24 protein-coding genes and 5 pseudogenes are annotated in these 20573 nt (G+C 41.6%); 14 read left to right on the top strand and 15 right to left on the bottom strand.

Going from position 1 to position 20573, the window contains the following annotated elements:
• Nucleotides 1–384: 384 nt before the first annotated feature.
• On the top strand, nt 385–675 hold the full coding sequence (locus F7734_RS40410; protein WP_155750044.1) for a HigA family addiction module antitoxin: 291 nt from the start codon (nt 385–387) through the stop codon (nt 673–675).
• A 100-nt stretch (nt 676–775) separates the two neighbouring features.
• Here the strand turns inward: F7734_RS40410 and F7734_RS40405 are convergent, their stop codons facing one another.
• Nucleotides 776–1009 carry a hypothetical protein gene (locus tag F7734_RS40405; protein WP_155750043.1) on the bottom strand — a complete coding sequence of 78 codons (234 nt, stop codon included), beginning with the start codon at nt 1007–1009 and terminating at the stop codon, nt 776–778.
• A 20-nt stretch (nt 1010–1029) separates the two neighbouring features.
• Nucleotides 1030–1188: pseudogene (locus F7734_RS64330) on the bottom strand (Uma2 family endonuclease); the annotation flags it as partial.
• Between the two features lie 195 nt (nt 1189–1383).
• Between F7734_RS64330 and F7734_RS40400 the strand changes: the two are divergent.
• The 5 genes and pseudogenes from F7734_RS40400 to F7734_RS40380 all read left to right on the top strand — a co-directional run.
• Nucleotides 1384–1638, top strand: a pseudogene (locus F7734_RS40400) (hypothetical protein); the annotation flags it as partial.
• Between the two features lie 350 nt (nt 1639–1988).
• The gene (locus F7734_RS65680; protein ID WP_279239818.1) at nt 1989–2111 is read left to right on the top strand and encodes a hypothetical protein; all 123 of its coding nucleotides are present in this window, start codon (nt 1989–1991) and stop codon (nt 2109–2111) included.
• 138 nt (nt 2112–2249) lie between these two features.
• Nucleotides 2250–2474: a hypothetical protein gene (locus F7734_RS40390; RefSeq protein ID WP_155750042.1), complete on the top strand. Its 225-nt coding sequence runs from the start codon at nt 2250–2252 to the stop codon at nt 2472–2474.
• A 201-nt stretch (nt 2475–2675) separates the two neighbouring features.
• Nucleotides 2676–3014, top strand: coding sequence for a hypothetical protein (locus tag F7734_RS40385; protein WP_155750041.1), 339 nt, complete (start codon nt 2676–2678; stop codon nt 3012–3014).
• A gap of 26 nt (nt 3015–3040) precedes the next feature.
• Nucleotides 3041–3448 (top strand): type II toxin-antitoxin system VapC family toxin, encoded by a 408-nt coding sequence (locus tag F7734_RS40380; protein WP_347566366.1) that lies wholly within the window; start codon nt 3041–3043, stop codon nt 3446–3448.
• A gap of 248 nt (nt 3449–3696) precedes the next feature.
• Here the strand turns inward: F7734_RS40380 and F7734_RS40375 are convergent, their stop codons facing one another.
• The 4 genes from F7734_RS40375 to F7734_RS40360 form a co-directional block, all read right to left on the bottom strand.
• Nucleotides 3697–4464 carry a PDDEXK nuclease domain-containing protein gene (locus F7734_RS40375; RefSeq protein WP_155750040.1) on the bottom strand — a complete coding sequence of 256 codons (768 nt, stop codon included), beginning with the start codon at nt 4462–4464 and terminating at the stop codon, nt 3697–3699.
• Between the two features lie 134 nt (nt 4465–4598).
• Nucleotides 4599–4931: a type II toxin-antitoxin system RelE/ParE family toxin gene (locus F7734_RS40370; RefSeq protein WP_155750039.1), complete on the bottom strand. Its 333-nt coding sequence runs from the start codon at nt 4929–4931 to the stop codon at nt 4599–4601.
• On the bottom strand, nt 4928–5188 hold the full coding sequence (locus tag F7734_RS40365; RefSeq protein WP_155750038.1) for a type II toxin-antitoxin system ParD family antitoxin: 261 nt from the start codon (nt 5186–5188) through the stop codon (nt 4928–4930). The genes F7734_RS40370 and F7734_RS40365 overlap by 4 nt, the downstream gene beginning before the upstream one ends.
• Nucleotides 5189–5434: 246 nt before the next feature.
• On the bottom strand, nt 5435–5671 hold the full coding sequence (locus F7734_RS40360) for a hypothetical protein (protein WP_155750037.1): 237 nt from the start codon (nt 5669–5671) through the stop codon (nt 5435–5437).
• A 59-nt stretch (nt 5672–5730) separates the two neighbouring features.
• Here F7734_RS40360 and F7734_RS40355 point away from each other — a divergent pair, with 59 nt between their 5' ends.
• The 3 genes from F7734_RS40355 to rpsU all read left to right on the top strand — a co-directional run bounded on the left by F7734_RS40355 (nt 5731) and on the right by rpsU (nt 6920).
• On the top strand, nt 5731–5913 hold the full coding sequence (locus F7734_RS40355) for a hypothetical protein (RefSeq protein ID WP_155750036.1): 183 nt from the start codon (nt 5731–5733) through the stop codon (nt 5911–5913).
• 321 nt (nt 5914–6234) lie between these two features.
• Nucleotides 6235–6555 carry an RNA-binding protein gene (locus tag F7734_RS40350; RefSeq protein WP_155750035.1) on the top strand — a complete coding sequence of 107 codons (321 nt, stop codon included), beginning with the start codon at nt 6235–6237 and terminating at the stop codon, nt 6553–6555.
• Nucleotides 6556–6722: 167 nt separating this feature from the next.
• On the top strand, nt 6723–6920 hold the full coding sequence (rpsU, locus tag F7734_RS40345) for a 30S ribosomal protein S21 (protein ID WP_155750034.1): 198 nt from the start codon (nt 6723–6725) through the stop codon (nt 6918–6920).
• A gap of 30 nt (nt 6921–6950) precedes the next feature.
• On the opposite strand, the gene F7734_RS40340 is transcribed toward rpsU, so the two are convergent.
• Nucleotides 6951–7733 (bottom strand): ABC transporter permease, encoded by a 783-nt coding sequence (locus F7734_RS40340; RefSeq protein WP_166482455.1) that lies wholly within the window; start codon nt 7731–7733, stop codon nt 6951–6953.
• 43 nt (nt 7734–7776) lie between these two features.
• A complete protein-coding gene (locus tag F7734_RS40335; protein ID WP_155750047.1) occupies nt 7777–8280 on the bottom strand; it encodes a MarR family transcriptional regulator in 504 nt (167 codons plus the stop codon).
• A 328-nt stretch (nt 8281–8608) separates the two neighbouring features.
• Here F7734_RS40335 and F7734_RS40330 point away from each other — a divergent pair, with 328 nt between their 5' ends.
• Nucleotides 8609–9049, top strand: a complete 441-nt coding sequence (locus tag F7734_RS40330; protein ID WP_155750033.1) for a response regulator — start codon at nt 8609–8611, stop codon at nt 9047–9049.
• 403 nt (nt 9050–9452) lie between these two features.
• Here the strand turns inward: F7734_RS40330 and F7734_RS40325 are convergent, their stop codons facing one another.
• The 4 genes and pseudogenes from F7734_RS40325 to F7734_RS40310 form a co-directional block, all read right to left on the bottom strand.
• Nucleotides 9453–9758 carry a hypothetical protein gene (locus F7734_RS40325; RefSeq protein ID WP_155750032.1) on the bottom strand — a complete coding sequence of 102 codons (306 nt, stop codon included), beginning with the start codon at nt 9756–9758 and terminating at the stop codon, nt 9453–9455.
• Between the two features lie 346 nt (nt 9759–10104).
• Nucleotides 10105–11088: pseudogene (locus F7734_RS40320) on the bottom strand (reverse transcriptase domain-containing protein); the annotation flags it as partial.
• Between the two features lie 109 nt (nt 11089–11197).
• Entirely contained in the window at nt 11198–12982 is a 1785-nt protein-coding gene (locus F7734_RS40315) for a reverse transcriptase/maturase family protein (protein ID WP_166481678.1), read from the bottom strand.
• A gap of 508 nt (nt 12983–13490) precedes the next feature.
• Nucleotides 13491–14060: pseudogene (locus tag F7734_RS40310) on the bottom strand (reverse transcriptase N-terminal domain-containing protein); the annotation flags it as partial.
• 973 nt (nt 14061–15033) lie between these two features.
• On the opposite strand from F7734_RS40310, the gene F7734_RS40305 reads away from it, so the two are divergent.
• Entirely contained in the window at nt 15034–15297 is a 264-nt protein-coding gene (locus tag F7734_RS40305) for a hypothetical protein (protein WP_155750031.1), read from the top strand.
• Between the two features lie 295 nt (nt 15298–15592).
• The gene (locus tag F7734_RS40300; RefSeq protein WP_155750030.1) at nt 15593–15892 is read left to right on the top strand and encodes an RNA-binding protein; all 300 of its coding nucleotides are present in this window, start codon (nt 15593–15595) and stop codon (nt 15890–15892) included.
• 144 nt (nt 15893–16036) lie between these two features.
• Here F7734_RS40300 and F7734_RS40295 read toward each other — a convergent pair.
• The 3 genes and pseudogenes from F7734_RS40295 to F7734_RS40285 all read right to left on the bottom strand — a co-directional run.
• Nucleotides 16037–16342, bottom strand: a pseudogene (locus tag F7734_RS40295) (transposase); the annotation flags it as partial.
• Nucleotides 16343–16567: 225 nt separating this feature from the next.
• Nucleotides 16568–17353, bottom strand: coding sequence for an ABC transporter permease (locus F7734_RS40290; RefSeq protein WP_155750045.1), 786 nt, complete (start codon nt 17351–17353; stop codon nt 16568–16570).
• 25 nt (nt 17354–17378) lie between these two features.
• Nucleotides 17379–18167 (bottom strand): ATP-binding cassette domain-containing protein, encoded by a 789-nt coding sequence (locus tag F7734_RS40285; RefSeq protein ID WP_243147350.1) that lies wholly within the window; start codon nt 18165–18167, stop codon nt 17379–17381.
• 735 nt (nt 18168–18902) lie between these two features.
• Between F7734_RS40285 and F7734_RS40280 the strand changes: the two genes are divergently transcribed.
• Nucleotides 18903–19205: a hypothetical protein gene (locus tag F7734_RS40280; protein WP_155750029.1), complete on the top strand. Its 303-nt coding sequence runs from the start codon at nt 18903–18905 to the stop codon at nt 19203–19205.
• 568 nt (nt 19206–19773) lie between these two features.
• Nucleotides 19774–20538: a hypothetical protein gene (locus F7734_RS40275; protein ID WP_155750028.1), complete on the top strand. Its 765-nt coding sequence runs from the start codon at nt 19774–19776 to the stop codon at nt 20536–20538.
• The last annotated feature ends 35 nt before the right edge of the window (nt 20539–20573 follow it).

The raw sequence follows: 20573 nt of genomic DNA, 5'->3' as shown, positions 1-20573 counted from the left end.
CCGATGGATTGGGGAGGGAACTAGATTTTTCTTGTTTCCCCCCTTTGCAAGGGGGGATTAAGGGGGGTAATAATGCGATAAAAATCACAGCTAACCACTTTTCAAACATCCTCTTAAGCTGTTCTAGTTTTTGACACTTCAAAAATGCTGAATTGGCAACTGACCCATCGCTTGGGAAAATAAGCTAACTTGAGAACAGTCTCTATTCAATGCTTCCAAAACTTGGAGATTTTTAGAATAAAATGGACACTTGAAGAAGCCAAAAAACAGCTACCTTCTAAAGATAATGGGTATATTTAAGCCATTGCTTTGACCCAACGTTGAGATTATTCTTTTGCTGCTCGAACATCCCCAACCAGCCATGACTGAAAATTAAAGACTACCATGATTGAGACAACCCGAACATTCACTCCCGATTGGGTATCTCCTCCCGGTGATACCATTGCTGACCTATTAGAAGAGCGTGATTGGACGCAAGCACAATTAGCAGAGCGTTTAGGCTACACCACAAAACATATCAGTTTGCTCATCAATGGTAAAGCACCGATTAATGAAGAAACAGCCTTGAAGCTAGAACGAGTTTTGGGTAGTACAGCAGCATTCTGGCTCAGATATGAAGCCCAATATCGCGCAGCTCTAGCAAAGAAGGAAGAAGAAAACCGCTTAGAGGAGTGAACATCTTGATTAGATCGCTTACCAGTCAAAGAATTAATGAACCTTGGTGTAATTCCCAAGTGCCATTTCATGAAAAAATGGGCGAACCGGGAGTTATTACTTACGACCAATCTAAATTATCTTCTATATCTCCTTGAAATTCTGCGATTTTAAAATCCTCTTCTGTTGATGGTGTGTTGCCAGAAAACATACCAAACCGCATTATTTGCTTTTCTAGGTGAGCTTTTTTTGACTCTAAAAAAGTGACAATTACAGGGCTTTCTGATACATCAGATGGTAATTCAGTAAGCTCTACCTTCCCGTGCTTATAAACTCCTTTAATTGATTGCAACATAAATTTTTCACCTTAATAACTCTTACAGGGGATACCACGCAAACCACTCCTTTAATCAGTTGCGCTTTGAATTTTCCTGGAGTTGCCTCATAGCAGCACTCAAATTCAGTACGAGTTAGGCGATCGCCACTCTCTAGGGATAGAATGGGTAGAGAACCAGTAGGCTGCTGCAATACCATAATTAATCTCAGCGTAAATGAAGGAGATCTAGTCATTTTTGCAGTATACCGCCCACAATTTTAGCCAATGCTCAAGCCATTCGGCAACGGTGTAGTGGTCAACCTGTGAAGTCTGAGGCATGAGTGAGGATGCTACTCAAACACTCCCGTGTTAAAATCAAGCAGGTGGTAAAAGAAATGTTAAAACTTGAGTATATGCCTTACCCTAAACTCAGTGACGAAGAAATTATCCAACGCGGTAAAGAACTATACGAGAAGCAGATTCGTCCCCAAGTTGAGACAACAGAGAATATTGGTAAACTCATCTCCATCAATGTTGAAACGGGTGAATATGAGATAGGCGACGATCTGCTAGTGACAAGCCGTCGTTTGCAAGCTAAACAGGCTGATGCAGCAATTTGGGCAGAAAGGATTGGCTATGATGCCGTGTATGCTGTTGGTGGTTCATTATCAGCCAATCGCTCCCACTGCTCATCCGTCGTGGCTTCAAAACGACTTACCCATGCTTTTTCGTCTTTCAGTTCAGCCATGAGGCGCGAGGCAATTGCATCCTGCTGATCGGGGGGAAGTTTTTCGATTTCTACAATGATTTGTTGAAGGAGTTCAGTCATGGTTTTGGGCGATCGTCACGCATATTCAATTATATCCTACTCAATGCAATCCCGTTTGGCACAGATATTACTGCTATACCCATTCTCTATGAGGCTGCACAGAATGTTTTCTGAACTTTTTCAGTGAATAAATGACTACACGGGGATCGGCTTCAACTGCTGAAATTATATTTTTAGCAGAAGGAATAGATGTTCTTCCCCTTTCGACAATCCGAACAGCCTCAGCTAACACCGTTGCAGGAATTTAAAAACGATTCCGGCGATCGCGCTCACCGCTTATACCGCAGAAGTATAGTCATTTTTGCAGTATAGCGCCAACAATTCTAGCCAATGCTCAATGACTTGTTCAAAGTTTACAGTTGAGATTACCTGCTAACATAGAGTTGCCTCAGATTATGAGCACCCACATAAACCCCATCATTCAGAAGTTGCAATAAATCATGAGGTTCTATGATGACTTTACAAGAAATTATTAATTCTATTGAAAGTTTGCCTGTAGAAGAACGAGACTATTTGTTTGAGTTTCTCCGCAAAAAAGAGGAATCTGAAGGAGATAATTTTTGGCAGGGATTACAAAACTTTAGAAAGGTAATCCAAAACGAGGCAATTATCTTTACTGATGATGATTTCGCTGACCTACGAGATCGCAGTGTGGGAAGAGAAATCGAGCTATGAGCTTGAAATACTTACTCGATACCAATATTCTTTCAGAGCCAGCACGTCCTATTCCTAAGTTCACGTAGTGGCTGGGCGATGCTCCGAAGGAACCGCTACGCGATCGCAAGCGACAGGGATAACATAAATATTAAATTAAAACAATGTAATAAATGCTTGTATAGGGATTATGATGGAAACAATAAGTTGTAATTGCTCCCTATGAATCTCCAATCAGTTGCAAATTTAAACAAGCTGCCTCTTCACATCCTAGTAGAACAACTGGATTCAGGGCATTTTATAGCATCAGTGTCAGAGTTAGCTGATTGTGTAGCCGAAGCTGAAAATCGTGAGGATGCGATATCTTCGATGGGCTTCGCCTACGCATCAGTACAGGAAAAAATTAAAGCAAGGCTAGCAAATGTAGAGATTTTGACGATAGAAGTTTCAAATAATCCCTGGACAGATTTTATTGGTATGTTTGAGGGAGATGAGGAGTTTGCAGAGCTTGCAGAGGAATTGCGGACAGAACGAGAGTTAGATACAAATGGTGCAGCATGAGCCAATGGTAGCTAGATACTGACCATGTGTCGCTACTGTTAGAACGACATCCACAAATTAGCCGTCAGGTAGCTGACTTGGGATCGGAGGTTGTTATTTCTATCGTGACGGTTCAGGAATTGTTTAATGGCTGGGTGGTGCGAATTAATGGTACGCAGAAAGTAGAAGATGTTGTGCGACTTTATGGAAAGCTGAACCGTACAGTTACTCTATTCAAACGGGTGAGGGTATTGGATTTTGATGAGAAAGCAGGTGAAACATTTCAGCGATTGCTAAAAGAAAATTCAATGTTATCTAAGCAGCGATTGCAGAAAGATATGCGAATTGCTGCAATTGGCTTAGTGAATGATGCCGTTGTGGTGACACGAAACTACCGAGATTTTTCTCAGGTACCAGGTTTAAAAATTGAGGATTGGTCTCGCTTAGATGGATGACATTGATGTTCAGCTAGTGACAGCTAACCCATTGCTTAAGATTTAAACATTTGCTCCTGCTAAGAGGATGTTTGAAAAGTCATGATTGATGTATCAAATATTTTTTACCCCTCCCTAACCCTCCCCTTGTAAAGGGGAGGGAACCGGATTTTTCTTGTTTCCCCCCTTTACAAGGGGGGATTAAGGGGGGTAATAGTGTGATTAAAATGACAGTCAACCACTTTTCAAACATCCTCTAAAAGATGTATTTAGGAACCGAAATCAAATTGTTGTTTAAGCCTATCCTGTTCTTCTATTAACCATTGTTTAAGGGTGGCTTCTGAAGGAAGCGCAACCATATAGTGCGAAACAAATAATTGATTATCGAGTCCGGCTGTTGCATAGTGAACGGCTTCTGCATCTTTTTCGGCACAAAGAAGAATCCCAACGGGATGATTTTCATGGGGATAAGCAATGTTTTTCTTCAAATAGTTAAGGTAAAAGTTCATTTGTCCGGCATAATCGTGTTTAAACTTTCCTAATTTTAAATCAATAGCAATTAGACATTGTAGGGAGCGATGGTAGAACAGTAAATCGAGAAAGTAATGTTCTTCCGCAACTGTAATTCGGAATTGGCGGTCAACAAAACAAAAATCTCGACCCAATTCATGCATAAATTCTTGCAGATGATTAATTAAAGCCTCTTCGAGGTCAGATTCTGAATAAGTAACTCGTTCTTCTAGCCTTAAAAATTCCAAAACATAAGGGTCGCGTAAAATATTTTTAGGACTTTCTATAATTTGTTCTTCATTTGCCAGTGCCAAAACAGCTTGTTTATCTTTAGATAACCCGACCCTTTCGTAAAGCATACTGTTCATTTGGCGCTTTAATTCTCGCTTAGACCAGTTACTTTTGATGCATTCTAATTCATAAAAAGCTCGTTTAGTAGTATTGTCAATACGAGTTAACTCGAGTATGTGCGACCATGATAAAGTAGAAAATAAACGCTGATAATAATTGTTATCTTGCCAACTCAGTGAGGGGTTTTGTAATTCACGATTTTGAAGGGCTCAAGAAAAGTATCAGCTACCTATCCTACCGTAGGGGCGCAATGCCTTGCGCCCCTACAACCGATACTGGGAATCTGGGGAGATGAAGTTTTTATTTGGGTTTAAAAGTCTTCATCTAACTCGCTAAGTACATCTGCTAAATCTCTTGCTCCATGAAATATCCGTAAAATTTCAACGGTAGTATCTTGAATACGATAGAAAATTAAATAATCCTTAAAATCTTTAATACGCCATTGTCTAATTTCGCCCAATCTCGACACCACCAATTGGGTTACTTTTCCGATTCTAGGGGTTTTTAGCAACTGTTCAAAAGTCACTTCCGCAGCATTTAAAAATTTAACAGCTACATCCGCATTGCCATTGACCAATATATAATTTGCCAACTGTCGCAAATCTTGCGTTGCCTTATCTTTGACAACTAACCGATAGCTCATGCTTCCTTCGAGTTCTCCATATTGTTCTCACCCAAAACTGTAGAACGCAAAGAGCGCCAATATTCCGGTGTGACTTCCTGTCCTGGAGAATTAATACCTTCGAGTAGAAGAGCTTCCAACTTTTCTTGTGCTTTGCGTTTTTGGTCTTGCTGTACTAAATCTAAAAAATATTCGCCAATGCTATTGTAAGCACCAGCCATTACTTGTGCCTCAACGTAGACGCGCATCTTATCAGGTATATCGATGTTGATATTCATTTACCGGGCTTCAAGCATAAAGATCGCTTACTATTTTAACTTACAGTTTCACATCAACCCCAATTCCCCAACGTCTATGCCAATTCTTAGAGCTTGGCTTTAATCGAATTTGCGTTGTCCTATAGCAATCTTAAATGGATTGTCAGAAAATTCACCCCCCTGCTAATATCGTCCCCTTGATGCCTTAGAGGACTACAGGGGGTCACAATAATTTCAAATTCTCACGAATGATTTAGGACTGCTATGCTAAACTTCAAGGTGATTCGGAACAATCGTTACAACTGACTCGGCAAGCATTTGAGAACGAGCAGGCAGTTGCGTGCCATAAGCTGCTCTATCCACCCCGTTTTGCTCATACTCAATAATATAGGCATCTATAAACCAGTTACGAATAGTCAGAGTTTTGTTAATTGCTCGTTCAACGGTAGTTAAAGTTGAGTTATTAATATTACTGATATCGTTGATGAGTTCTTGGTATTTCACCCTAATTCCTTCACAGCCACAACAACAGACAATAAATTCTAATATTTAGTCACCGAAACATGGGTAGAACTTCCAGAACATTTAAAATTACCCGTTTTTCCCTTGGTTCTCGTAATTGTTCCTTCTCTAGTTTAACTGCTTCTGGTTTGGAGGCATTGCAAGCGCTGGATCGGTTCATTCCTGATGTGCTGGTGAGTGATGTGGGCAAGGCTGAGATGGATGGCTATATGCTGATGCCGTAGATTCGAGCGCTTGAGCGCGATCGCTTAAAAACGATTCCGGCGATCGCGGTGCAGCCGTATCAAAGACGTGGTAACAATTTACCCAGACAGTACCAGCGCGAACACTATTTGCGATCGGTCTCAGGCTTTAAGCTCCGCCTAATAATTATTAGGAGTTAAACAAAGATTCTCAATCTTTTTTCCACGTTGACACATTTTTGCTATTTGTGTGATACTCTTATGTATTAGAATTATATTCGGTTATACAATTTGTTTTTATCTATTTACAAGTGTCTCTCCGGATCTAACTCTCTACGCTCAATCTGATTCTGGAGATGTTTTATGTCAATTTATGTAGGCAATTTATCCTATGAGATCGCACAAGACGATCTCAAGCAAGTTTTTGCTGAGTATGGAACTGTAAAGGGCGTTCAGTTACCTACAGACAGGGAAACAGGTCGGGTACGAGGTTTCGCTTTTGTGGAGATGGAAACAGATGCAGAAGAAACTGCAGCAATTGAAGGTCTTGATGGTGCTGAGTGGATGGGTCGTAATTTAAAAGTTAACAAAGCAAAGCCACGTGAAGATAGAGGTTCTTCCTTTGGTGGTGGCGGCAGACGAGGAAATAATGGTGGTGGTGGTGGATACTCTCGACGCTACTAAACTTTGAGCGTTTTTTTTGGTTCCGCTTCCAATCTCGATTGTTCAAACAAATAATGTAAATCTTGAGTATTTTGGGCAGAGTTCTTGTCTGCCCTTTTTTGCATGGTGTTAGTCAGCGATCGCTAACTAACCCTCGGTCAATTTAAAATTCAGTAGGAGACAACAGAATGACCCAAATAATTCTGGGCGATAATGAAGGGATTGAGTCAGCCTTACGTCGATTTAAGCGAGAAGTTTCTAAGGCGGGAATTTTTTCAGATGTAAAGAAACATCGTCATTTTGAAACACCTTTGCAGAAGCACAAGCGTAAAGCTATTGCTAGGCACAAACAGCAAAGATATAAAAGGGGTTTTCGTCAACGGTAATGGTGCCGCGATTGCAGAAGCTTTCACCCCTTAACTTGAAGCACTAGTATAAAACCGCAGCGCAAACCGCCAGAACCTTGTGGAAACAAAAAACAGTACTAGTGCTAAGACACCTGCTCCAATCGTTCCAGATAGTTGGCTTCGTCCAAGCATGGCTTCTGCTGGTATAGTTGTTAAAAAAGCTACTGGAACCACAAAGGTAAAGAAAAAGCGGAAAGCTGTAGGATAAGCTACCATGGGATATCTACCAGCTTCCAGTAAACCTCGTAAGACCTCAGTGACGTTATAAATTTTAACAAACCAAATACTAGTTGCCCCTAGCATAAACCATAGGCTGTAAAGAATGACAAAACCACAGAATAGGGGAATTGTGCTCTTAAGATAATCGTTTATTTCCAAACCGAGTTGTTGTCCGGCATAACCAATAATGATGCTGCCAAAAATAACGTCTGGCAATCCCCAGGGCGATATGGTGTGAGTGGAAAGCCAGAATTGACTGCGAATGGGTTTCAGCAGTACAAAATCTAGCGTCCCTTCTTGTACGTGGCGAACAATGTTGTTCAGATTTGGAGCGAGAAAGGTTGCCGAAAAGCCTTGGAGTAAAGTAAAAATTCCTAGGACTAGCAAAGCTGCTTCCCAAGACCAACCAGCGAAACGGTAGCCATTTCCATAAAATAGGAACAGTCCGAAGAGACTACCTACCATGTTACCTAAGCTACCCAGTGCTGCTAGGAGGAAGTTAATGCGGTACTCTAATTCAGCTGCTATAGCAGCACTCCAAAATAATGTTAGTACTCTTAGGTATCTGTTTATCACGGGTTCAAGACGGATTTCAAAAACACTTAGATATCAATTATCATAAAATATGAGGTGAATCAGATTCATCCATTTCTCGTTCTTTCAAAGTTGCCTCAAAAACTTCCTTGAGTAAAATCAGTCCTTCTTCTATTTGCAGAATCTGCTCTTCCGAAAGATGTTTGAGGAGATCGGCAATGCGAGTGCGAGTTTGTTCGCGAGCTTGTTGAAGATGGTGGTTTCCTGCTTCAGTTAACTTGAGCACAATACGCCGTCGTTCTTGAGGGTGATCGTTACGATGGACGTAGGCACGCTGTACAAGCCGTTCTATGGTTGCTGATGCTGTAGCGCGAGTCACTCCTAAGTGTTCGGCTAAATGGGAAAGCGAAGCACCGGGGTTGCGATCGAGAAATGCTAGCGTCCGAAATTGAGGAACTGACAGTGTTGTAGAGCCTTGAGCACGCATATCGGCTCGAATTGCTCTCATCACTAATGGAACTGTCTCCATTACTTTAGCAGCACATTCTTGAGAAGTTGTTTTTTGAGAAGTTTGCTTTAAACCCATCTGAATAATTAATTTTCCTGAGCGCATCAATCTATCATGATGCATATTTCTAACTCTACTCTAGCAATAACCTTATTCTTAACGTGAGTCTACACTGGTGTCCACACTATGGTGTATCTGCTATGGTCAAGTATATTTCCTGACATCTCTATTTACTGATGATAGCATTAATAGCACAATGGTACAAAATGCTAAAACATTTAATATTTGCGAAATTCATACCGTGTAAAATACTTAGAATAAGTTGCAAATTGTTGTTAATCGCTTTTCACGGCTTTTCACGGCTTTTTAACGCTTAACACCGCTGTTTGCTATTAAGGGCATTGTAATGATTAATCTTACTCATCAAAATCAATCCTTAGATGGGTTAAAAGTACTTGTAGTCGATGACAATGACGATTCCTTAGAATTACTTAAGCAAATTCTTGAGGATTTTTCTGTAGTGGTAAGGCTAGCGAAATCAGTGAAAGAAGCTTTAAAAGTTTTAGCGCAGTGGGAGCCAGATGTTTTAATCAGCGATATCGCAATGCCTCATGAAGATGGTTATTCCCTAATGCGTCAAATCAGAATTTTGGAAAAACGTGTACATTGCAAGTATCTCCCAGCTATTGCCATAACAGGTTTGACTACAGAAGATGCACGCGCACAAGCTTTTATGTCTGGGTTTGATGTCTACGAAGAAAAACCTCTAAATATTGATTTTTTAGTTACAGTTATTGCTGAACTTGTGAAAAAATTACCACCCTCGCTACTACAACCTCAGTACTAGCACCAAAATTACTCACAGGTGAGTGTTTTGTTAGATGTGGTTCCCCGTTGTTGCCCTATCCTCCTCACCCACCGTTGGTGTCGATTGTGGCACAAGCATAAGTGTAAAATTTTTTACACAATTCGGATTATGCAACGCAAAAATTGACCATTCAAATCCAAATCCTGCATTTACGAAAGAGGTCTTATGACCAAACTAACGAGGTTGTATGGCTGTAGTTGCTTAGAAGAGGGATTGCCTCAGCCTTATGTTGGGCTTCAATTACTAATGAATGGTTACACCAAATCAAACCTCTCAAAATTAAAAGGTCGTCAACAATTGCGTCCTCCAACATTGCTGCCTTTTTTCTTGGCACTTGCTCAAGCAACAGATTTGTCAAAACTGCCCGAATCAGAAAGGTTAATTAATAAAAAGCTTCTACATTGTGTCGGAAAGCGATTAAGGCATGCTTACCTTGCTCCTCTTTCAGTGCCGAAAGGATTGCATCAGATACTTCTAATGAAACAATGGTCTTGATTTCAATATTAGTGTTGTAGCCTGGTAAGTCTGACAAGCGTCTTCCGTGTCCGCCCTCACCCTGAACTTGACTAATAGTGTAGCCGCTTACACTATGGTTTTTCAGTAGCTTGACAATACGGTCTTTCAGCACCGTTTCCCCAATGATGGTGATTAAGACGGCGGGTTGGAGAGGAGAGACTAAGTTTGACATGGAGAACTCCAGAGAATAGGTTTTAGTTTCTAAAGCTTAAGTTTTTCATCTAAAAAAATCCGGGAGTATGGAAACCGTGCGGCTTTAGCCCACGGAGGAAACACGACACGAGCTAATTTATTAGCTGTCCCCTTACGGGGTTGGATAAGCAGAGGAGTAGTACCTATCCACTTCCCTATATGCCGGGAACGCCTTGCTACTCCAGTAATCTGAGCCTAGCCAAAGTTATCAGTCGGTACTATCCAAACAGCACTGTCTTAGGTAGAGTCGATGGGGGCTATGATGCCCCGCACCTCTCTGTTAAATCTGGGCGTGCGGGTTTCCCTGCACCCAGCTTCCGACGTTCTTAGCTTACGCTTTTGCTCATGTGCAAGTAATCATGACAGCTTTCGTGGACTGCTATCAGGTTTACTTTTTTCCGGTTGGCGTGGTTCCCGTCAATGTGATGGAGGTGTACTCGCTCATCGGATAGGAACTTTAATCCACAGGCTGCACAAGTATGGTTTTGCCGTTTTAAGGCAATAGAGGTTTCACCGTCGTAGAGTTTGCTGTTACGTTGGCTCCAGTAGGTGATATCACCGTCAAAGGGAGATTTGTTTCTCTTGACAAGGATATGATTGTTTTCGGAGTAAGAAACTGTAGGGAACGCCTTATCTAGTAGTTTCTTGCTAGATTGGTAGCTCTGTTTGGTTTCTTTATTGAACTTCCTAAGCGCTCTGTGCTGAATGTGGTACAAGGAGAATCTTGAGCCATCCATTTTGCAGTAGCGGTGGTAATTCCTCCAACCTCTCACTATAGGCGCAAGCTTTTGGGCTTTTACCCTAGCACCATAGTTTGAATTGTTGACGATGGCTTTGACTTTCTGACGGAACTTTTTGAAGTTATCCGCAGAAGGGACGCATCGAAACTTTCCGTTGGTTTGCACCTTAAAGCGCCAACCGAGAAAGTCAAAACCATCTGTCGTAGCGGTTAGCTTGGTCTTCTTTTCACTGATGTTCATCCCCCTGTCGGCAAGAAACTTGCTGATTTTGTCCAGTATTTCTTGCGCGTTATCTTCTGGTTTAAGTATAATCACCATATCGTCAGCGTATCTGACGCATTGAGACACCATACAGCGTTTACGGTCTGCTATGCCTCTGGTTTGGTGAACGTCCTCAATCCCATTGAGCGCAATGTTCGCGAGTAGAGGACTCACCACTCCCCCTTGGGGGGTACCTTGTTCGGGGAATTCTGGATTGACTCCGGCTTTGAGGCAACGAAGTATTCCTTGCCTGATGCTACGTGTAGCAATGAGTCTGTCCATAATCGCCGAATGGCTTATCCTGTCGAAAGTGGGTAGCTAGCTAGCGAGGTTTCCAATTATTGGCTCCTTTTCCAACTAGCCCCCGCCGAACCGTGCTTACGAGTTTCCAGGTACACGGCTCTCCAGTATTCCATTATCATGAGACTTGTTTACCTGCGGGGTTACCTGCGTGTATAGCATCATGGCATTGAGGGCAGACCATCAAAGTTTTTCTCCTACGTGCGGACATGATTTGCATCCATTGCGGTTTTTCTTTTCTACCTTTGGTTTTGAGGTCTTTGAGGGCGCGAATATGGTGAACTTCAATATCACCTCTTGCCCCACAAATCTCGCATTCATCAGCTTGAAGCCGTTTAATCAGTTCATTTCTGAACGCGGGCTTTCGCGCTCGTGGCAGGTCTTCTATGATTGTTTTTAGGTTGCGTTTTAGTGGTATACCACCGAAACGAGCCACTAAGGGTTTCTTGCCTTCTCTTGGGACGGTGATTTCGACACACTTTCTTAGACCGTGTGGCAGTTTTACCGTCTTGTGATACTTCGCGCAAATTTTAGCCACGCTAGTTTTGTGTTTACAAGCAAGAGTTTTCATCAACGAACTCCACATAACCCATTGGAGTTTTTGGAGCCACGCGATGTTTTGAGCAAGGCTGTAGAATTGTACGTACCCTCTATATTCTGATTGGTAAATGTTGATGATAGTGAAATCATCATCATTTATTAATTCAGGGCGGTGAATGGGTTTCCCATTTCTCATATAGAGAGAACATTTTTCTTCTACAAAGCTTGTGGGAATTCTTAGTCCAGTAATTCCATTAATTGAGCGCTTACCATTGGTATGCTTAGTGTCGGAATATTGAACTAGAATTTCGTAACCTAAGAAGTTCGCTGCTTCGTTTCTAGCATGAGTAATTAAGGTCTTTTCTTTAGATAATTCTAGCTGAAGATTTTCCGCTAGAAATGTCTTCAATTTTTCCTTGATTTCTTTTGCCTCTTGAAATGAACCAATGAATCCAAGTAGAAAATCATCAGCGTACCGCACATAATTTAGCCTTCTGTATTTAGGGTCACGAACATCTTTGGAAGGCATTTGCTGGTATTGAATTTCCAGTTGACGCGCTTTTTCAATTTGTCCCTTCTTCCTGTAATACCAGGCAAGTTTTACGAGTTTTGAGTATTCCGGATTTTCTGCCCTTGCTTTACCTCTTGTATACTCTGGGATAAGTGTCCGTTCGATAAATTTATCGAATTTATCAAGATAGATATTGGCGAGTATGGGTGATACTATCGCGCCTTGCGGTGTTCCGCTGAGGGTGGAGTGATATCTCCATTGCTCACAATAACCTGCCTTGAGTAAGTTTTCAATCAATCTCAGGAAGCGGTTATCTTGGATTTTCTCGCACAGAATTGACATTAAGATTTTATGGTCTATGTTGTCAAAACAGCCTTTGATATCTCCTTCAATAAACCACTTGGTTCCTTGCCAAGTGCGGTCTATTACTGTTAGCGCCGTATGGCATCCGCGTTTTGGTCTGAAACCATGACTGTTGTCGGAAAATTGGGGTTCATAATACGCTTCTAATATTAAACGTACTACTTCTTGAACCAATTTGTCTTTCCAAGTAGGAATACCTAGTGGTCGAGTTTTCCCATTTTTCTTGGGAATATTAATTCGCCTCACTGGTGTCCATCGAAAGCGTTCATATCGAATCTCTTCGATAAGAGTTTCAATCTTTTTCATGGACATTCCGTCAGCAGTTTCCTGAGTTATCCCAGGCGTCATTGCTCCAGCATTTTTATAAATGCGGCTATACGCTAAAAGGTACAAGTCGGGATTGAACAACTGTCTGTAGACATCATCCAGTGGTAAACCCCGGTACCCCCTGTCTCGGATTACATTTAACACCGTTTCGGCGTTTCGCATCTCGCGTACCTCTCGGTAACAATGTAAGAAATACCTGTTCCCCTTTGCCATGTGGACGGCTTTCCCGCCCTCGGACTACTATGGGAACTCTGTAGTCATAGGACTCGCGTCCCATAGACCATCCCGCGCTTCATCAACTCGGTACGTATCAGTGTGATTTAGGTGTCCCACTCATTCGTTAAGCCATCTCATCGGTGGCTGACTTCGTTTAAAGAAGTTGTGTGGTTCAAATGCTTAAAACTACACACAAACGATTATTCCTTTTAGGCGTTGTAGGAATAGGTAATCGAGTATACCGTCAGAATTGGGCTTCAGATAGTTTAATCTTCACCTTGTCACACAAGTCTTGCCGAACAATGGTTTTAACGCCTTCTCTCCATTTCCGGCTTTACCAACATGCTGTTGTCCCTTTTGTCTTTCGACTCCAGGTAAGTTGGTTGACTTAGAGACATTCTTCTTAGTCTCTCCCAACTTGGTTGGGAATACCGCGTTAATCGTCGCGGCGCACGCACTTTTCGATATCCAATTCGATGACTCGCTTGGATATTCCGTTCACTCTTGAATTGAGATTGTTGAACAGGAATTTCTGTGCATCATGCGTGGAACGTCCTGTTCTGAATCCGTAGCTTCTAGCGTGAAAGGTCGCTTCGTGCGCTGGTTCTAGTGCGTATTTGACGAGGCATTGCCACGCCCTGTCTGCCATAGTCGGAACCTTGAGAATTCGCATCTTGCCATCCTTCTTAGGAATGGGGATTTCGCGTAGTCCCTGGTGTTGCCAGTTTCTGCCGTGACGTAGTAGCTCATTCGCTAGGTCAAACCGTTGCGAAAAGGTGAGCTTGGCTATGCCGTCGATTCCTGGGGTCTTTTTACCAGCGTTTAACTGCGATACTTGGCGTACAGCAAGCAACCGTGCTGAGGTGGATTTCAGAATCAGCTTTTGGAGGGACTTCGCTTTCCGGTAGTCACCAACACAAACGGCTTTATAAATTCTTGTTTGCAGGCGGAATAGGTTTTGGCGGAATTTCTTCCACGGTAACGTCTTCCAGGATTCGCTAGTATTGCTACTGCGTCTAATCATGCTCTACTCCAATTCATTTACTCTGAACACCTCACAGCAATTACGCTGTGTCCTACCCGAATCGAAGGAGTTCCGCAACTCGTCTTGCCTACAAGGGGTTCGACCTTTCCCTTGACCTTCAATCCGTTTTTCTTCGTTCCCTCAGTCAGATTGATAGTTCCGTTAGGTGTAGCCATTTCAACCACTGAATCCCCTAGACTCTTGCCTCTACCGAAGGGTACTGAGGCGGGAATTAGCTCCAGTGAAGTCGAGGTTTTTTTGTGTTGCGCCCCGCTTGTTTTTGGGTTGCTTTTGTAGGCTCGGTTTCACCATAGGAACCCCCCATTAGCACCAGTGTCATCCCGCAACGGATGTCTGGTTGTGCCCTGTTCCCAGCTTCGGTCTCCGCAATTCCGAGTACGGTCGCCGTGGGCAGGTCGGGAGTTACATCTGAGTCTGATGAGTGGGGCTTGCACCCACATCCGACCGAGAGTTCAGCCTTAATGACGGTAATCTGCCGTCAGGTTGGTGGAGTTATTTCCGGACTGGATACCGGGATTCTTCCACAACGAATCGCACCCCTTCGTAAAACTGGTTAACCATTTGGTTGTAGAGCAGCGAACTGGCATCACGCATTCGCAGGTACGAACTTTAACTCTTGCCGATAACGTAGTCCAGTTAAGGACTTAAGCGGGTCAGCTACCTGAAGGGAGAGGCACGAAGCCCCGTTTCTTCAAAGCGGGGTGCTGACAAACGTCGCTGTTGATAGATTTCAATTATACTTCACAATTCTCGTGTTTTCCCAAATTACAAATAAGAAATCACAAATAGGGAAAATACAATTTAAATATAAGATAGTCAAATTTAAAGCTAGCACTTATTTTCTGTTACAGAATTCCATCTGTATAAATCTAGATTTGATCGTTGTTAAGATGAGTATACAGTATAGGTATAGATTTTCACGGCTTTTAGCTAACTCCACCTAGAATGCGCTATGTCAGCTTTCAAGGGCTTGGAAGCATATATGCTAACTTCTTCCGAACTCGATAGCGATGTCAACTCTTCTTACGAATTAGGAGCTAACTCTTACCTAATTAAGCCTATAGGAATATATAACCTAGAGCAGATGGTGAAGACCTTTAGCCAGTACTGGCTTCTTCTCAATAAAATGCCAACAAAAAGCAAGGCGGCGTCGCCGCTCAATGGCTATGGTTGCACTCAGGCTGAAGTGAATGAGTTACATAAATCGTTATCATAAAAGCATTGCGTCCAACAGATCGGTCATTTCTCCCTGTACACGCTGGCGGTTATCGTCGTACCGCATCAAAGTTTTTATCTTGGCGTATACTTAGCTCTTGATTGTTTATATAACTTTATATAACGGTTTTCTCGTTACCTCTCTGTAAAGTTATCTACTATGCCATGATGAGAGGTGAGAGTTAATTCGGTTAACAGCTTTTGTTTTTAGTATTAACAGGCTTTTTGTTTTTGGTATTGGCAAACTTTTCTCCGAAACTTAAATCTCCACACATTTATGATTTGGGAGACAATGTATGTCAGTTTATGTAGGCAATCTTTCTTATGAAGTTACAGAAGAACGTCTGAATGCTGTGTTTGCAGAATACGGTTCTGTCAAGCGAGTTCAGCTACCTACAGATCGTGAAACAGGTCGTTTACGCGGCTTTGGTTTTGTAGAAATGGGTACAGATGCTGAAGAAACAGCTGCTATTGATGCGCTTGATGGTGCAGAGTGGATGGGACGTGATTTGAAAGTGAATAAGGCTAGGCCTAGAGAAGAAAGAGGTTCTTTTGGTGGTAATCGGGGAAACAGCAGTTTCCGCAACCGTTACTAAGCTTTGTAAATAAAGCTCAAAGAGCTATACGACTCCCGAACCACCAGGGAATTACCACAGGGATTCATCGAGCTATCAGATAAACGCTCTTTTACTTTATTTAGCAGTGGCTCAGGCAAAAATGCTTGAGCCTTTTTCATACTTCTAATATTCGGTTTTCTTGAAGTTTGAGTTTATAGCGTTTCTCAGTAAGCGTGAAGTACAGTAGCAGCAGTGAGTAAACCAATTATAAATATCGTTTAAAGAGACTTGATTAAAAGCAGTCTCAATTGCTTTTGCTAAAGAAGGATAATTCCTAGCACTAAGTATGTTCTTAACCTTTGACCAACAATTTTCAATTGGCGAAAAATCAGGAGAATATGGTGGTAAATAAATCAATTTAGCTCCGGCAGCTTCAATTAGTTTTTCAATCTCTTTGCCTTTATGAATGGAGCAATTATCCATGATTACATAAAGGGAATACGCTTACATTTTTACCCTTGTGAAGATGCACAGCTTTATCTTATTCAGTGTACTTCATTCAACTGGGAAAGGCTATATAATAAGGTCAAAGATTCGTTTAATAGATATACTCTGAAGCGATCGCACCTGCGGAATGTGGGTTGTACGCCCCACTCAAATTCAAAATTATGAGTGGGTATCAGTGTCCACGAATCCTCTAAAGGGGACTTTTCTTCACACTACCAGTTGTGGATACAGTCGTCCGGCAATAACGCTCAAGACAACAACTGCAAATAACAAAACACCAAAATCTAACGCGTACCCGTATGTGCTTGTACCGTTTAGCAGCATAGCACCTCTTAACGCATCAACTTGATAGGTTAACGGATTGAGAAATGAAATGACTTGCAACCATTTTGGCATCAGTGAAATAGGGTAAATGGCATTGCTGGCAAAAAACAACGGCATGGTTATTAACTGACCAATGCCCGTAAAGCGTTCTCGTGATTTTACCAAACAAGCAATTATCACTGAAAAGTTTGAGAAACACACTGCTCCCAAAACTACAATAAGTACAACCTCCAAAAGAGAAAGGGGATGAAAATTCAATTGGACACCAAGTATGAATGCTAACCCATAAATAATAATGGCTTGAGGTATGCTTCGCACTCCACAGGATAATGCTTTTCCCAGTACCAAAGCTACGCGGGGAGTTGGACTGGCTAGGAATTTGTGAACCACTCCCAAGTCTTTCTCCCAAATAATTGCCATTCCACCTGTAAAAATTGCCATGAATAGCACGCTCTGAGCTAAAATTCCGGCAGTCATAAAGTCTATGTAGGGCAAACCACCAGTAGGAATGGCACGAATACGGTTAAAGACTTGCCCAAAAATTAAAAGCCACAAAGTTGGTTGTGCTGTTCGTAAAAATATGTCGCTGGGGTCATGTCTTAGCTTGCGTACTTCTAGTTCAACAAGGACGATTGTCTTATTGAACAGTTCTACAGTTGCTGCTAGCATATTCCCTGGACGAGTATATCGTCTATTAGCCCAATCGACGGGCAGTGCGTCTGGTTCTTGATGTCTCACGGTAGCTTGTTCCTGATGTTAATCCATCGCCTGTATGGTAAATAAATACGTCATCTAAAGTTGCATTGCTCTTATCTAAAGAAGCTTTTAGGTCTGTTGATGTACCCGTCACAACCATCTGACCTTGATGCATAATTGCTACACGATGACACAAATTATCGGCTTCTTCTAAAAAGTGGGTAGTTAAAAGTACGGTAGTGCCATAATTTTCTCGGAGTTTTTGTACGAGTTCCCAAACTTGATTCCGGGCTATGGGGTCTAACCCTACCGTTGGTTCATCAAGAAATAGAATTTGAGGTTGATGCAGAATCGACTGGGCTATCTCTAACTTGCGAATCATACCTCCAGAGTAATTTCTTACAAGTTTGTGAGTTACATCTTGCAAACCCATGAAAGCCAGTACATCTTTGATGAGATGTTCCCTTTTGCTTTGGGGAATGTCGTACAGCTTGGCAAAAATCAATAGATTTTCATAACCTGTTAAACTACCATCAGCAGAAAGGGCTTGCGGAACGTAACCAATAACGCGCCTGACGAGCGGTGCTTGTCGAGCTACATCAAATCCTGCGATCGCAGCTTTTCCCGATGTTGGGGGTAATAAAGTTGTGAGCATCTTAATCACCGTACTCTTTCCCGCACCATTCGGTCCAAGCAACCCAAACACTTCACCTGCTTCCACAGTGAAGCTCAAGCTATTGACTGCGGTAAATTTCCCAAACTTGCGAGTCAAAGCGCATACTTCCAAAGCTGTGTTTTGCTCAACTAGAGGCGGTCGCCACCGCTCTGTTCTTCCTATCAGTTCAGCCACAAGTGAGATTCCCTAAATTAGTTAGTCAATCTAACAATTAGTATTGCATAGTTTGTGTTCAACGAAAAGTTGTTTTTAGTGAAATCTTCCCAAGTGCGAGCAAGATGCAGGTTGAAATATAAGGACTATGGACTGTACGTTCGCTCATTTTATGAGGGAGAGAGGAATTAATGTCTGACTGGGTAAGGAAAAAACTTAATTGAGGAGCTGATTCTACTCATACCATGTAATACGTGGATAAGGCAGAGGGCAGAAGGAAAGAGGATTCTGTTTCTTTCATTTTTTACTTGCGCTTGTAAGTGCTAGTCAGAGGCTCAATATTCCAAGTTATTTGTTAGAAAATTTGAGAAAAAACTGACTGAGTTTTTAACGGCTTATAATTGTTTTCAGAAAGAATTTTCTTGGGATTTGACGACAGAACAACAGCAGTGTGGTTCAATACCACTTCTAAGCAGTAATCGCAACCGAAAAAAATTCGTCAATTCTTTCTAATTTTTAGAAATCTTCAACGATGAAAGCTCGATTTTTTATTGCAGTTGACCTAAAGCTGAACTGGAAAATTATACCTGCTGATACTTTAAAAACATCCTCTTATAGTGTGGAGCGCTCGTGAACAGAATTGGTTTAACATGACAATCGGAATAAATCTGGAGTAATTCTAAGAAGGAAACAATGATTATTTCTGACTTAAACTTTTATGAAGCAGTAGAAGTCACCAAACAAATTCTTGGCGGAGCAACCGCTATTGCTATTGGTGATGCATATGCTTATCCTGGTGGCGCTGAAGCTATAGGATATGCTTACGCTGAAGGAGATACCACTTACACTAATGTTACTGCTGATGTTTCTGTTAAGGAGAAAAAAAATGTAATCAAAAGCAAGGCGAAGCTAAAAGTAGATGCTTTGGCTACAGATGAGGATGGTACTGCTAAGGCAAAAATTCGTGATAATGACGTTTACGTTATGCACATATAGTAGTTAGCAGAAATGAGAAATTCAACATTGCGACTTCAACTTTTGAATGGGATTTCCAAGTGTCTAATGTCGATGATGCCACGGGCATGCTTTTAACTTTTCGCTTAGGTTTCTTTACTTCTAGCTGTACGTTTGCTCCTGATTGAAGAGTGAGAGGAATTAATGCTTGACAGGGTAAGGAAAAACCTCATAAAGGATGAGATTGTGCTGATACCGTGTAATACGTGGGAAAAGGGAGAGGGGAGTAACGGTGTAATACATGGGAAAAGAAAACGAAGACTACCGTGTATTACATGGGATGAGGAAAATTAAGTGATTCCATGTAATACACGGATTAGGCTTTAGTAGATTCACAATCGTATTGAAATCTTACCTAGTCAGGCATTAATTCTTCTCTCTCTCTTCAATCAGAAGCGAACGTACAGTTCTTACTTAGGCTCGTAAATGTATAAAACGCTCGCATATTCCTCCTTCTTAATCGACTTTTGCTCTGGAAATGTGAAAGTTTACCCCAACTTTGGTATTCTAGGAATTAGAGAATGCGAAAAATTTCTGGAGAAATTAGATTATGTCACCGTCATCCAATTTTGATAGCATAACACGCACATCTAACTTAGTTTCGTTTAAGTTAGAAGACGTTACATCTCCAATTGATGGTGGTATAGTTGCCGATGTCACTGTTAATTTAAATTATGTTGATGGCATTGACTCAAGTGTATTAAAAGATGTCATACCCATCGGTAATTACATTAAAGATTTCTTGGCAAATTATCCAGTAGAAGCAGGTCTTTATGAAGTCCTCAATCGCGACCTTACCCAAGGATTACTAAATGATAGCAATATAGGGCTATCTGGGGTATTGGACTCATTAAGCGTTAATCTAGATGTATCACCAAAAATTATTCCTTTCCAATTTGACACCACAATTACCCGCACAACCAATGGTGATATTAACGATATTGTCTCATTTCAATTAGAAGATATTTTTCTTCCGATTGATGGTGCTAGTGTTGCTGATGTCGCCGTTAACTTGGATTATATCGATGGCATTGACCCAAGCGCCTTTAAAGATGTCATCCCCCTTGGTAATTTCATTGAAGATTATCTCACAAATTATTCTCATCCTAATGACTCTTTTGAAGTCGTAAACAACAATTTAGGCAATGCATTGCTAACTAATTCTAATCTAGGACTTTCCGAGGTGCTAGACTCACTAACTGTTACGTTAGGTGCATCACCAGGTGTTATTCCTTTTCAATTTGACAATACTGTCACCCTTACCCCAATTGCGACAACAATCTTTGGAGGAAGCGAATTTACTACGGTTTTGTGATATCGACGGCAAATTCAGCGCTCTTCCATGTAATA

This window comes from Scytonema sp. UIC 10036 (assembly GCF_009725235.1).
The sequence above is the reverse complement of the archived record's forward strand: the minus strand, read 5'-3'. Positions and strand labels throughout refer to the sequence as shown.

Excerpts from the sequence above, each read along its gene's own strand:
- F7734_RS40410 (WP_155750044.1), top strand. The coding sequence starts at position 385 with ATGATTGAGACAACCCGAACATTCACTCCCGATTGGGTATCTCCTCCC.
- F7734_RS40405 (WP_155750043.1), bottom strand. The coding sequence starts at position 1,009 with ATGTTGCAATCAATTAAAGGAGTTTATAAGCACGGGAAGGTAGAGCTT.
- F7734_RS65680 (WP_279239818.1), top strand. The coding sequence starts at position 1,989 with ATGTTCTTCCCCTTTCGACAATCCGAACAGCCTCAGCTAACACCGTTG.
- F7734_RS40390 (WP_155750042.1), top strand. The coding sequence starts at position 2,250 with ATGATGACTTTACAAGAAATTATTAATTCTATTGAAAGTTTGCCTGTA.
- F7734_RS40385 (WP_155750041.1), top strand. The coding sequence starts at position 2,676 with ATGAATCTCCAATCAGTTGCAAATTTAAACAAGCTGCCTCTTCACATC.
- F7734_RS40370 (WP_155750039.1), bottom strand. The coding sequence starts at position 4,931 with ATGAGCTATCGGTTAGTTGTCAAAGATAAGGCAACGCAAGATTTGCGA.
- F7734_RS40365 (WP_155750038.1), bottom strand. The coding sequence starts at position 5,188 with ATGAATATCAACATCGATATACCTGATAAGATGCGCGTCTACGTTGAG.
- F7734_RS40355 (WP_155750036.1), top strand. The coding sequence starts at position 5,731 with ATGGGTAGAACTTCCAGAACATTTAAAATTACCCGTTTTTCCCTTGGT.
- F7734_RS40350 (WP_155750035.1), top strand. The coding sequence starts at position 6,235 with ATGTCAATTTATGTAGGCAATTTATCCTATGAGATCGCACAAGACGAT.
- rpsU (WP_155750034.1), top strand. The coding sequence starts at position 6,723 with ATGACCCAAATAATTCTGGGCGATAATGAAGGGATTGAGTCAGCCTTA.
- F7734_RS40335 (WP_155750047.1), bottom strand. The coding sequence starts at position 8,280 with ATGGGTTTAAAGCAAACTTCTCAAAAAACAACTTCTCAAGAATGTGCT.
- F7734_RS40330 (WP_155750033.1), top strand. The coding sequence starts at position 8,609 with ATGATTAATCTTACTCATCAAAATCAATCCTTAGATGGGTTAAAAGTA.
- F7734_RS40325 (WP_155750032.1), bottom strand. The coding sequence starts at position 9,758 with ATGTCAAACTTAGTCTCTCCTCTCCAACCCGCCGTCTTAATCACCATC.
- F7734_RS40315 (WP_166481678.1), bottom strand. The coding sequence starts at position 12,982 with ATGCGAAACGCCGAAACGGTGTTAAATGTAATCCGAGACAGGGGGTAC.
- F7734_RS40305 (WP_155750031.1), top strand. The coding sequence starts at position 15,034 with ATGTCAGCTTTCAAGGGCTTGGAAGCATATATGCTAACTTCTTCCGAA.
- F7734_RS40300 (WP_155750030.1), top strand. The coding sequence starts at position 15,593 with ATGTCAGTTTATGTAGGCAATCTTTCTTATGAAGTTACAGAAGAACGT.
- F7734_RS40290 (WP_155750045.1), bottom strand. The coding sequence starts at position 17,353 with ATGCTAGCAGCAACTGTAGAACTGTTCAATAAGACAATCGTCCTTGTT.
- F7734_RS40280 (WP_155750029.1), top strand. The coding sequence starts at position 18,903 with ATGATTATTTCTGACTTAAACTTTTATGAAGCAGTAGAAGTCACCAAA.
- F7734_RS40275 (WP_155750028.1), top strand. The coding sequence starts at position 19,774 with ATGTCACCGTCATCCAATTTTGATAGCATAACACGCACATCTAACTTA.